A 13,281-nucleotide genomic window follows, 5' to 3' on the forward strand; every position below is an offset into this window, starting at 1 on the left:
ATGCGCATGTGACCCACGAATTCCCGATCCATCTCTGGCGGCTGACCGGGCCGGACGACGCGGTCGCCCGGATGGCCGCGCACCTGTCGGAGGACGAGGCGGCGCGCGCGGCGCGGTTCGTCTTTGACCGGGACCGGCGGGCCTATATCCTCGGGCGCGGGCGTCTGCGTGAAATCCTCGGGGCCGAGATGGGGCGCGCGCCCGCTGCGGTGCGGTTCGGCTATGGCGCCCATGGCAAGCCGTTCGTCACGGGTGGCCCATGGTTCAACCTGAGCCATTCCGACGGCATCGCCTGCCTCTCGCTTCATCCCTCGATGGATTTCGGCCTGGATATCGAGGCCTTTCGCCAGATCGAGGACGGTGTGGCCGAGCGCTTCTTCTCGGCCACCGAATATGCGAGTCTCTCCGCGCTGCCTTCCGATCAATGGACGGCGGGCTTCTTCCGCTGCTGGACGCGGAAAGAGGCGGTGGTCAAGGCCATGGGCGACGGGCTGTCGATCCCGCTCGACGCTTTCGACGTGACGCTGCGCCCCGGCGACGCGCCGCTGATGACGCGCCTCGACCCGGCGCTCGGACAGGCGGCGGACTGGCAGCTCGCGCATTTCGAACTGGGCCCCGACATGGTCGGTGCGCTGGCGGTCAGGGCGCCGGGCGAGGTCACGCTGAGATGCGTCGACTGTCCGCCCGGCCTGCATTTTCACGCGCCCGCCTGAGTTTCCCCGAGAAACGCTTCGATCTCGGCGGCCATGCCCTCCACCCCGATCCGGCGATCGCGCAGGACCTGCACGCGGTCCAGATGCACCGTCTTCAGCTTGTCCCCGGCCACGACCCGTTCCCAGCCGATCGACGGGCTGAACCAGTCGCCGCGCGGCGAGGCGTTGGTGACGATGTGCAGCACCGGGAAATCGACCGGCGCGGCGCGGTAGCTGTCGCGCATCCGGGTGACGAAGGCGATGTAGCGCTCCTGGTCGGCCTCCAGATCCGTCTGGCGGACACGGTCCACCAGCCCTAGGGCGCTGGCCAACCGCAGCACGCCGGTCGCGCGGACGATGCGGTAGGAACCGAGGAAGGCCGCGAGCGACAGCTCGCCGTTCCGGACGGCCCGGAGACGGTTGCGCAACGCGTGGATCTTCTCGCGCCACTTCGCCGAGGGCGAGCGTTCGAGGTCCTCGACATAGCTCATTTCCCAGACGTCCTTCATCACGACGCCCGCGATCTCGGCCCCGTCGGCCTGCAGATGCCGCGCGGCCTCCAGCGCAAGGTTGCCGTGCACGCAGTTGCCGTAGAGCAGGTAAGGCCCCTCGGGCTGCGCACGCCGGACGATCTTGGCATAGTCGGCGGCGATCTCGGTGAAGGGCCGCTCGGTCAGGTCCAGCTTGCGCCCGCTTTCGTATTCGCGGACGCAGGTGACCTTGCGCTTGTGCGAGCCGATGGTCGACAGCACCAGCCCAGTCGCGGCGTTGTTCACCACCACCAGCGGCTGACCCTCGCCGGTCTTGCCGAGGCGCATGATCTGCCAGTCGTCCGTGGGCGCGTCCTCGGTCGCCGTCCCGCCGCGCGCGTCGAGCTTGGCGCTGATCAGCCGGGCGAGATCGCCCAGCGTCGGGTTCTCGTAGACCTGCGTCACGTCCAGCGCCACGTCCCAGCGGTCGCGGATGCGCGACAGCTGCCTGAGCACCAGAACGGAGTGGCCGCCGAGGTCGAAGAAATGCGCGTCGGCGGTGACGTCGGTCAGGCCGAGGATGTCTTTCCAGTCCGCCTGCAGCGCGGTCAGCACCTCCGGCCGTGCCGTGGCGGTCCGCACGACTTCCGTGGCGCGAGAGGGCACACGCAGCAGCGTCCGGTTCACCGCGCCCGTGGATGTCCGGGGGAAGCCGCCGAGCAGGCTGATGCCGGTCAGGCCCTGCGCGTCAGGGTTGGTGGCCAACGTGTCCATGATCCTGCCCGGCAGATCCTCCAGCGGCACCGTGCCGGTGTCGCCCGGCACGACGAAGCCAAAGAAGGCGTCGGCGGTCCGCACCACGGCGGCCTCGCGCACCATCGGGATCGCGGTCAGGGCCTGTTCCAGCGCGGCAATCGCGCGGCGGTCGCCCTGACGGCGTTCGGCCAGATGCTTGGGCAGGGGCAGTTCGGACAGCTTGGCCTGCGGCGAGGCGAAGGCGGTTTCGAACGCCCCCTGCGCCAGTTCCAGGATCGCCTGCGCGGTTTCGGTGTCGAACAGCTCGTTCGAATATTCCAGCACCATCTGCCAGCCGGTCGGACGGCCCATGACGGCAAGGCTCAGGTCATAGATCGCCCCCGGCGCATGCGAGGGCGAGGAGACGAGGGCGAAGCCGCCGTAGTCCTTGCTCTCCATGAACACGTTCTGGAGGTTGAAGTTGATCGAGATGAGCGGCGTGCGCGACGGATCGCGGGCCGGGTTCATCCGTTCGACCAGCGCGTTGAAGGGCATCGACTGATGCGACAACGCGCCCTGCACGACCTTGCCCGCGCGGGCGGTGTGATCGGCGATGGTGCTGTCGGGTTTCGCCTCGAACCGCAGGACGAGGTTGTTGATGAACACGCCGATCAGCGTGTCGAGGTCGGAATCCAGCCGCCCGGCGATCTGGGTGCCGAAGAGGATGTCCTGCGCCTCGCTCATCCGGTGCAGACAGGCGCTGAAGATGCCGGTGCCGTAGGCGAAGGTCGACACGCCCGCCGCCTGCGCCGCCGCATGCAGCCGGTCGCCGAAGCCGTCGTCCATCGAGGCGGCCAGCTTGGACACACCGGTGCCGCGCACGGCGGGACGCGGGCGATCTGGCTCGATCTCGAAATAGGTCATGCCGTCGAGCGTTTTCAGCCAGTAGGCGCTTTCCTCCTCCAGCACGCCGGAGGCGAGGTATTCCTTCTGCCACAGCGCGAAGTCGCCGTATTGCAGCGGCAGGTCGGGCAGGTCGGGCTGGCGGCCTTCCTCGTAGGCCTGCGCCGCCGTGCCGATCTCGTGCCCCAGCACGCGGATCGAGAAGCCGTCGAAGACGCTCTGGTGGAAAACGTAGGTCAGCAGCGCGCGGTCGGCGCTGAGGCGGATCAGCGTGGCGCGCAGCAGGCCGGGCTGGCCGAGGTCGAAGGGCCGCGCCGCGAACTCGTGGGCGATCTCCTCGATCTTGGCGGCCTGCTGGTCCGCCGGCACCGCTCGGATGTCGACGAGGCCGAGGCGGAAGGGAACGTGCTCCACCACCTGCTGCATCGGCGTCCCGTCGACCTCGACAAAGCGGGTGCGCAGGATTTCGTGCCGGTCGACGACGTTCTGGAACGCGCGTTCAAGGTTCGCGGCCTGCAGATCGCCCCGGACTTCCCACCGGACGGCGACGTTGAGCGAGGGGTTGCCCGGCTTCATCTCGTTCAGGAACCAGCACCGCGTCTGCGTGGTGCTCAGCGGGAATTCCGCGATGATGTCCTGCTCGGTGACCGGCGTGCGGTCGAAATCCTTGGCCATCATTTGGCTCCTCCACGTCCCGCGCGGCGGGCGCCGGCACGGAAATCCTTGAGCGAGGGTTTCGCCGGTCCGTCGGTCGAGCCGCCGCGCCCGTCATGGAACGCCGCCAGTTCGCGGATCGAGGGATGGGCGAACATGTGCCGTGCCTCAAGGTTCAGACCCGCGTTCAGCATCCGCGCGGCGATCCGGAAGACGGCCAGCGAGTCGACGCCGAGGGCGAAGAGCGTGTCGGTCACGCCGACCCGGTCGCGGCCCAGCACCTCGCCCCAGATCGCGGCGATCCTGCGCTCGGTCTCGGTCTCGGGCTCCGCCGCCTCGCGCAGTGGGGTGACGCTGGCGGTGTCCTGCGGATCGGGCAGCGCCTTGCGGTCCAGCTTGCCGTTGCCGGTCTGGGGCAGCGCGCTGAGCATCACCCAGGCCCGCGGGATCATGTAGTCCGGCAGCACCTCGGCCAGCTTCGCGGTCAGCTCCGCGCCCTCGGGCGCAGCACCGTCTTCGGCCACGACATAGCCCACGAGCTGCTTGTCGCCCGATCCGCGCGCCCGCAGGTCGACGGCCGCCTTGTCGACGCCGGGGATGGCGCGCAGGGCGGTTTCGATCTCGCCCAGTTCGATCCGGAAACCCCGCAGCTTGACCTGCGTGTCGATCCGGCCCAGCACCTCGACCTCGCCATCCGGGCGGCGGCGGGCCAGGTCGCCGGTGGCGTAGAGCCGCCGGGTCTGCCCTGCGACCGTGATGTCGCGGAAGGCCTTGTCGGTCAGGTCGGGGCGGCCGTGATAGCCGATGGCCAGACCGTCGCCGCCGATGTTCAGCTCGCCCGTCGCGCCCTCGGGCACCGGCTGGCCCGCGCTGTCGAGGATGACGAGCTGCGTGTTGGCGATCGGGTGGCCGATGGTGATCGGCTCGCCCGGCAGGATGCGGCGGACGGCGGACCAGATGGTCGTCTCGGTCGGGCCGTACATGTTCCACAGCTCGGCGCCCTGTTGCGTCAGGCGTGCGGCGAGGTCGGCAGGCAGGGGTTCACCACCGCAGAGCATGCGGAACCCTGCATTGGGTGTGAAGCCCGCCGTCAGGACCATGTCCCAGAGGGTCGGGGTCGCCTGCATGACGGTCACGTCGCCCTGGTTCAGACGCTCGACCAGCTTGAAGCCGTCGATGACGTCCTCGGTCCGGGCGATGACCACGCCCGCGCCGACCGACAGCGGCAGGAACAGTTCCAGCGCGGCGATGTCGAACATGACGGTGGTCACGGCCAGCATCCGGTCGGCGGCGGTCAGGCCCGGCTCGGCGGCCATCGAGGTGAGAAAGTTCACCGCCGCACGGTGCGGGACCGCGACGCCCTTGGGCGTGCCGGTGGAGCCGGAGGTGAAGATGACATAGGCCGCATCCTCCGCCGACACCGTGACCGGCGCCGGGCGCGTGCCCGCCTGTGCCTCGGAGGCGAGGATCACCGGTTTGCCTGCGTCGGCGGCAAAGTCCGCGTTCTCGGGCGTGTCGGTGAGGACGGCTGCGACCTCGGCGGTCTCGGCGATCTGTTTCAGACGGGCGGAGGGCTGGCGCGGGTCGAGCGGCACGTAGGTGTGCCCGGCCCTGAGGATCGCAAGCAGCCCGGCCAGCATGTCGCGGCCACGGGTCATCGACAGCGCGACGCGCGCGTTCCGGCCCGGCACCTGCGCCTGAACCAGCGCGGCGAGGGCGTCGGCGCGGGTGTTCAACTCGGCATAGGTCATCCGGCCCGCCGCGTCCTCGACGGCCATCGCATCGGCGAACTGCGCCATGCGGGTGCCGAGGAAGGTGGTCAGCGTCGCCTCGCGGTCGAACGCCATCTGCACGCCGTCGATCACGGCATCCGCCTCGTCCCCGCCGGTCAGCGACAGGGTCGCGACCTGCTGGTCGGTCGAGGCGGCAATCTGGGTCAGGATGCTCTCGTAGGCGCGGGTCCAGCCCGCCACGGTTGCGGCATCCAGAACGTCGGCGTTGTAATGCGCCTCGATCCGCAGCCCCTGGGGCGTTTCGACCACGTTGAAGAACAGGTCGAAGTTCAGGCCCGTCTTGGCATTGGCATGGAAGCTGGCGTCGAGGCCCGACATGCCGGACGCATCGCTCTGCTTTTCGAGGTTGAACTCGATCTCGGTCAGCGGCAGGCGGTTGATCTGGCGCGGGATGGCCAGGTCGCGGACGATGGCGCCCAGCGTGGTGTCGCCATGCTCGAAGGCTTCGTTCAGTCGGGCGCTGACCAGTTTCAGGTGCTCGGCCACGCTGACGTTTTCCGCGATAGTCGCGCGGACCGGCAGGAAGTTCACGCAATGCCCGACCAGCGCCGGGTTCGGCAGGTTCTGCTGCTGCGCGGTCGGCACGCCGAGCACGACGTCGCGGGTGCCGCTGAGGCGGTGGACCAGCATCTGCATCGCCCCGAAGGCGGTCGCGAACAGCGTGCAGCCCTGCTTGGCCCCGGCCTTGCGGGCGGCTTTCACGGTGTCGAGGCCGATCTCGTGGAACACGGTCCCGGCGGTATGGCTGCGCCGTTCGGGGCGCGGCTGGACCAGCGGCAGGTCGGGCAGGGCGACCGGCGTGTCGTAGACCGATTTCCAGTAGGCCATGGTCGAGGGGTTCGCCATCCGCGCGGCCTCGGCCTGCGCATGCGCGGCGAAGGAGGGCGCGGGGGCGAGGCCCGCCTGACGGCCCTCATGTGCGGCGGAATAGAGCCGGGCGAGATCGTCCAGCATCACGCCGAAGGACCAGCCGTCGGCGACGATGTGGTGCGCGCAGATCACCATGACATGCCGGTCGGTGCCCAGCTTGGCAAGGAAGGCGCGGATCGGCGCTTCGGCGGTGATGTCGAAGCCGATGGCCGAGTCAGCGGCGATGGCATCGGCAAGTGCTGCCTGCGGATCGGCCTCGGCGCTCAGGTCGATCTCTCCGATCGGGTTGGTCTCGGGCGCCATCACATCGACGGTGGACCCGTCGCGCGCGAAGCGCAGCCGCAGCGCGTCGTGGCGCGCGATCACGGCGTCGAAGGCGGTCTGGAGCGCGGCCTTGTCCAGCGTCCCGTTCATGACGAGCGATGTGCTTTCGTTGAACGCGGCGGCGGCGGCACCGCCCATCTGGTGGCTCATCCAGATCTCGCGCTGGCCCTCGGTCAGCGGCACGCCCTTGAGCGGCTCGAACGGTTTCGCGGCGGGCAGCGGGGCGGCGGGATCCTTGCGCAGATCGGCGAGGATGCCGACCGACAGCAGCGAATCCAGCGCCGTCTCGAAGGCCGCGACGACGCGGTCGCAATCGGCGTCGGTGTGCGCGGTGGTGATGAAGCCGCAGAAGCCGTCCATCACATGCACCCCCTCCATCCGCATCAGCGGATAGAGCAGCGATGCGCGGGGATCGGCCTCGGTCACCTGGATGACGAACCAGCTGGAATAGGTCTCGACCAGTTGCGGCAGGCCGCGCGCGGCCATAGCGGCGTTCATCCGGCCGGCCACATCGGCGCAGCGGTCGGCGGCGCCTTTCCACAGGCGGTCGCCCTCGGCGATCATGAAGTCGAGCGAGGCGTCGACGGCGGCCAGCACCAGCGGATGCCGCACGAAGGTGCCCGCGAAGAAGGTCGGGATCGCCTCGGGCTTGCTGTCGTCGCCGTAATTCCAGTTGCCGCCGTCGAGCGAGTCCATGAACCGCGCGTCACCGGCCAGCACGCCGACGGGCATGCCGCCGCCGACGACCTTGCCGTAGGTGGCCATGTCGCCCTTGATGTCCCAGACCCCCTGCATGCCGCGCGCATGGGTGCGGAAGCCGGTGACGATCTCGTCCATCACCAGCGCGGCACCGCCGTCGCGGGTCAGCCTGCGGATCTCGCGGACGAAATCGGCGGGACGGTGGGCCGGATGGCGGCTTTGCACCGGTTCGACGATCACGGCGGCGATGTCGCGCATGTTGTCGCGGATCCAGTCCAGCGCCTCGGGTGCGCCGTAGGTCAGCACCTTCATGTTGGCGAGGCTCGACCGCGGGATGCCGGGGGCCGAGGGCAGGGCGCTCGGGTCCGTGCCCCTGGCGCGGCCCTTGACCAGAACCTCGTCGAACTGGCCGTGGTAATCCTTGTCGAAGACCACGATCAGGTCGCGGCCCGTCACCGTGCGGGCGACACGCATCGCGGCCATGACGGCCTCGGACCCGGTGTTACAGAAGGTGACGCGCTCGTGGCCCACGAAACGGGCGAACTTCTCGGCCAGCGGCCCGGCGAGCTCGGCCTGCGGTCCGATGGGAAAGCCCTTTTCCATCTGACGCGCCACGGCCTCGGTCACGAAGTCCGGCGAATGGCCGAATGCGGTCTGGCCGAAGCCGTTGACCACGTCGACGAAGGTGTTGCCGTCCACGTCATGCAGGTAGGCGCCCTTGGCGCGCTCGGCGACGATGGGGAACACCAGTTCCTTCCAGTCGGCGCGGAAGCCGGCCGCGGTACGCGGGTCGGCATGGACCTTGCGGTGCTTCGCGGCATAGGCCTTGGAGCCGGGATGCTTGGCCGAATAGCGGGCGGCGAGGTCACGGGCAAAGGCCACCTGCGCCTCGGTCATCGTGCCGCCGGTCACGTTGGGGCCGCGCCCGAACTTGAGGCCGGCGGGCTTGTCCTCGGCCTCGGCGGGCTTCGCCGGGGCATTCGCCGCCACGGGGGCGGGTGCGGGCGCTGCGACGGGTTGCGGCGCGGGCTGCGCGGCGGGTGCCGCCACCGGCTGCGGTGCCGCGGCCTGTGCGGGGACGCCCGATCCGAGCGCCTGAAGCTGCTGCGCGAACACCGCCTGGATGGCGTCGATCTGCGCCTTCATGATGCCTTCCAGCCCCGCGACGGGCGCAGAGGCTGTGGCGGCAGGTACGGCAGCCGGCATCGGCTGGGCCACGGGCGCGGGCGCGACAGGCGCGGGCTGCGCCGCGACAGGCTGCGGCGCGGGTTCCGGTGCCGCGTTGGCGGGCATCTCGGCATCGAGATGCTGGGCCAGCAGCGTGATGGTCGAAACATCCGCAAGCAAGCGGCGGAAGCCGATCTCAACGCCATACTGCCGCCCGATGGCCTGGCTGACCTGACCCATGAAGAGCGAGTCGAATCCAAGTTCGAGGAAGGTCTCTCCGGCGACATCCGTCCCGATATCCTCGCCCGACATATCCGCCAGCAGGGCGGCGATCTCGGCCACCAGACGCGGCATGCGGTCGGCGGGCGCGGCGGCGGGGACGGAATTCGGAGACAAGTCGGTCATGACGGAACCTTCCGAGGGTTGAACAACCGGAGCGACGGGCGCGGGCACTGCCGCGGGTGCGTCCTCCTTGGGGGCGATCCAGTAGCTTTGGCGCTGGAACGGATAGGGGGGCAGCGGAACCTTGCGCGATCCGACCGGGCCCTGACGGGTCCAGTCGACGGGCAGGCCCGCGCTCCACAGTGAAGAGACCGCAGCGGCCATCGAGAAGTCATCAGAGACCGGTTGGGTATGATCCGGCAACGTTTGAACCAAGCCTCGATGGCTGCTGCGGTCCAAGGTCTGGGCGGCGAAAGCCGAAAGGGTGCGGCCTGGGCCGACCTCGACAAACACCGGAGACCTTGTCTGGGTGACCGCTTCGAGAGCGGCCTGAAAGTTGACGCAGGCGCGTGCCTGATCCGCCCAGTAGGCCGGATCGCAGGCTTCGGCTGCGGTCAGTTCGCGCCCGGTGACCGCCGAGACGATCGGACGGTCGGGGGCGTTCAACGTGATGGCGGCGGCGGCTTCGCGCAGGGGCGCGCCGACCGGGTCCATCATCTGGGAATGGAAAGCATGCGAGGTGTGCAGCCGCTGGCAGGCGATATCCGCCGCGCTGAGCCGCGCCTCGAGCGCGTCGATGGCCGCGAAGGGACCGGCCACGACCTGCAGCTTGGGCGCGTTGCGCGCGGCAAGGTCGGTGCTGTCGTCGAGGAAGGGCTTAAGCGCCTCCATCGGGGCACGCACGGACAGCATCGCGCCGCCGGGCTGGTCCTGCATCAGGTGGCCACGTTTCGCGATCAGCGTCAGCGCGTCCTCGAAGGACATCACGCCGGTCAGCGCGGCGGCGACGAATTCGCCGACCGAATGGCCGATGCAGGCGGTCGGTTCGATCCCGCGCGACTGCCAGAGCTTGGCCAGCGCGAATTCGGTCAGGAACAGCGCGGGCTGGGTGATCCACGTCTCGCGCAGCGCGGCAGCCGCCTCGTCCTGCGACAGGTCGCGGCCGAGGATCAGGTTGCGCATGTCGCGGCCCATGATCGGTTCGAGGATCTCGGCCCCCCGGTCGATCCAGCGGGCGTATTCGGGTTCGCTGTCGTAAAGGTCCGCACCCATGCCGGGGTATTGCGAGCCCTGGCCGGGGAAGAGGAACACGACGTCCGAAACCTCGTCCTTCACGGCGGCCTTCGGCGCTTTCACCTCGCGCAAAGCGGTGACCAGCGCGGGACGGTCCGCGCCGGCGGTCACGGCACGCCAGTCGTGCACGCGGCGGCCCTGCTGGAGCGTATGTGCCACGTCGGGCAGGTAGAGCGCGGCATCCGCCTCGATCCGGTCGGCGAGGCTCCGCGCCATCTCGACGACCGCCTCGGGCGATTTGGCCGAAAGCGGCAGGAAGGTCATCCCGCAGCGCGGCGCGTCACGGTCGGCCAGCGCGGGGGCTTCCTCGATGATCGCATGGGCGTTGGTCCCGCCCACGCCGAACGAGCTGACACCGGCGATCCGGGCGCCGTCGCTGACCCATTCGGTCGGCGCCTCGGGCACGAAGAACGGCGTGTCGCCAAGGTCGATGCGCGGGTTCAGCCCACGGAAATGCGCAATCGGCGGCAGTTCGCGTTTCTGCATCATGAGCGCCAGCTTGATGACGCTGACCACGCCCGCCGCCGCGTCCAGATGGCCGACGTTACCCTTGACCGAGCCGAGCGCGGTCCGCGCGCCGGTCGTGCCGAAAGCCTGCTTCAGCCCGGACACCTCGATGGGATCGCCGAGCGGCGTCGCGGTGCCGTGGCATTCGACATAGCCGACCTGGTCCGGCGTGACCCCGGCATCGGCCTGCGCCATGCGCACCGCCGCCGTCTGGCCCTGCACGGACGGGGCCGTGAACGACATCTTGGCCGCGCCGTCGTTGTTCAGCCCGACGCCCCGGATCACCGCGTGGATGTGGTCGCCGTCACGCAGCGCATCGCCGAGGCGCTTGAGCACGACCGCACCCGCGCCATGGCCGAAGACCGTGCCGCCCGCATTCGCGTCGAAAGGACGGCACAGGCCGTCGGGCGAGGCCATGCCGCCTTCGAGGAAAAGGTAGCCGCGTTTCTGCGGGAAGGTGATCGACACTCCGCCCGCCATCATCACGTCGGCATCGCCCGCGCGCAGCGCCTCGACGGCCATGTTGATCGCGACCAGCGATGTCGAACAGGCGGTGTTGACCGAGATCGCCGGACCGGTGAGCCCGAGGCGATAGGCCACGCGGGTGGCCGTCAGGCTCTGATCATTGCCGGACAGCACGCTGTAGTCGAGCTGGAAGCCGGTGGTGAATTTGCGCGCCTCGGCGCGGTTCGCCAGCAGGTTCTCCAGCATGTAGGTGGACATCGAGGAACCGGCGAAGATGCCGATCTTGACCTGCGTGCGGTCGGGGTCGATCCCGGCGTTGTCCAGCGCCTCCTGGCAGACTTCGAGGAAGACGCGGCCCTGCGGGTCGGTCAGCTCGGCCTCGCGCGGGCGCATGTTGAAGAACTTGGCGTCGAACTTGTCCGGGTCGCGCATGATCGACCGCGCGGGGACGTAATTCGATCCGGCGCGGGTGGCGGCGTCATAGCTGTCCTCGGCCTCGGACGGATCGAAGCGCTCGATGACGCTGCGGCCCTCGCGGATGACGGACCAGAAGTCGTCCAGCTTGATGCCGCCCGGCAGGCGCGCGGCCATGCCGACGATGGCGACGGCGCGGTCGTCTGTGTCGAGGGCCCTGGGCGCGGCGGTGTCGGCTGCGGGCGCGGTGCCCGCCATCTCGGACAGGCGCGCGGACAGGTCGCCGAGGCGCGGCGTGTCGAACATAAGCGCGATGTCGAAACGGACACCGAGCGCGGTTTCGATCATGGCATGCGCCTCGATCAGCTGGATCGAGGTGCCGCCGAGGTCGAAGAACGTGTCGCCCTGACCGGGCGTGCCGCAGTCGAGGACCTTCTGCCAGATCGCCGCGATCTCGGACTGGACGCCCTTGCGGGAGACGGCGGAAACCTCCGGCTTTTCAGGCGCTTCCTCGACGCTCCTGCGCAGGGCCTTGCGGTCCAGCTTGCCTGCCTCGTTCAGCGGAAACGCCTCCAGCAGCACCACTTCGCGCGGAAATACGTCGCGGGCGATGGTGCGGGCCGAGGCGTCCTTCAGCGCAGCGATGAAGGCGGGCTTGTCCGTGACCGGGGCCTCGGGAATGACGAAGGCGGCCAGCGATAGCGGGCGGTCGGCACGGCGGATCAGTTCGACGGCGGCGTCGCGGACGCCGGGCAGGTCGCGGAAGATATGTTCGACGCCGTCCACCTCGACCCGGTGGCCGGCCATCTTGATCTGCCGGTCGACGCGGCCCATGAACTCGTAGCGGGCATCGGGACGGCGGCGGCCAAGGTCGCCGGTCAGGTAAAGCGTGCCGTCGCGACCCGGACGCGGATCGGCGATGAACGCCTTGGCTGTCAGGTCGGGCCGGTTGTAATAGCCCTGCGCCAGCCCGACGCCGCCGATGGCGATCTGGCCGGGTTCGCCGTCGGTGACCACGCACAGGTCTTCGTCCAGCAGCACGATTTCTTCGCCCGGCATGGTGCTGCCGATCGGGATCGCACCCGCGCGGGTGTCGTCCAGCGTGACCGGGCAAGAGGTGCTCCAGACGCAGCTCTCGGTCGGGCCGTAGGTGTTGACCAGCGTGATGTCGGGCCAGGCCGTCAGCAGCTTTTCCGCCATCGGCGCGGACATGACATCGCCGCCCGAGATGCTCAGCCGCACGGTTTCGAACGCCTCGATCCGGTGCGCGATGGCCAGATGGTGCAGGCCCGCATACCACAACGTGACGGTGACGCGGTCGCGGGTCATCGCCTCGGCCACGTCCGGGATCGCGGGGGTCGGGGTTTCAACGACCGACACGGCCGCGCCGGACATGAGCGGAACCAGCAGCTGGTAGAGCACCCCGTCGCAGGCCAGCGTGGCCGAACACAGCGAAACATCCGCCGGGGTCATCCGCACCTCGGGGTTGCCGTGGGCCATCGCCACGATGGCGCGCTGCGTGACGATCACGCCCTTGGGGGTGCCCGTAGTGCCGGAGGTGTAGAGCACGCAGGCCGCGTCGCTGCCCGCCGCATCCGGCCAGTCGCGCGGGGCGACGTCGTCGTCGCAGTCCTCGACGGTCAGGACGGGCACGTCCCGCGGATCGAAGACGGCGTGCGTGGCGGCGTCGTGTTCGCGCGGACAGACCGCCGCGCGGAAGGGGATGTCACCGGCGATGAAGCCGATGCGTTCCGGCGCGAAGGCCGGGTCCATCGGCACATAGACCGCGCCGAGCCGCAGAATGCCGAGCAGCCCCGCCACCGCCTCGAGCGAGCGGGTGGCATAGAGCGCGACGTGATCGCCCGGACCGACACCGAGCGCCTGCAGACGCGCCGCGACCTGCAGGGCCGCGCCATGCAGTTCGGCATAGCTCCACGACCGTCCCCGACCGAACAGGGCGGGCGCCTCGGGGGCCGTTTCGACGTGCCTGCGCACGCTCTCGAAGACCGAGAGGGCGGGGTCGAAATCTGCCGTCTGTTCTGCCTTGGTCATTGTCGACAGGCTCCGCGGTCT

At 69.5% G+C, this 13,281-nt stretch carries 3 protein-coding genes; 1 reads left to right on the top strand and 2 read right to left on the bottom strand.

Annotation, left to right across the window (positions count from 1 at the left end):
- Positions 1 to 8 precede the first annotated feature (8 nt).
- A complete protein-coding gene (locus ATO6_RS18865) occupies positions 9 to 713 on the top strand; it encodes a 4'-phosphopantetheinyl transferase superfamily protein (protein WP_088625583.1) in 705 nt (234 codons plus the stop codon).
- On the opposite strand, the gene ATO6_RS18870 is transcribed toward ATO6_RS18865, so the two are convergent.
- The gene (locus tag ATO6_RS18870; protein WP_176441003.1) at positions 698 to 3,475 is read right to left on the bottom strand and encodes a condensation domain-containing protein; all 2,778 of its coding nucleotides are present in this window, start codon (positions 3,473 to 3,475) and stop codon (positions 698 to 700) included. The genes ATO6_RS18865 and ATO6_RS18870 overlap by 16 nt on opposite strands.
- The gene (locus tag ATO6_RS18875) at positions 3,475 to 13,260 is read right to left on the bottom strand and encodes a hybrid non-ribosomal peptide synthetase/type I polyketide synthase (RefSeq protein WP_088625585.1); all 9,786 of its coding nucleotides are present in this window, start codon (positions 13,258 to 13,260) and stop codon (positions 3,475 to 3,477) included. The genes ATO6_RS18870 and ATO6_RS18875 overlap by 1 nt, the downstream gene beginning before the upstream one ends.
- Positions 13,261 to 13,281: the final 21 nt, after the last annotated feature.

Source organism: Oceanicola sp. 22II-s10i, assembly GCF_002210105.1.
In the GTDB taxonomy this organism is placed as follows: Bacteria; Pseudomonadota; Alphaproteobacteria; order Rhodobacterales; family Rhodobacteraceae; genus Pseudooceanicola.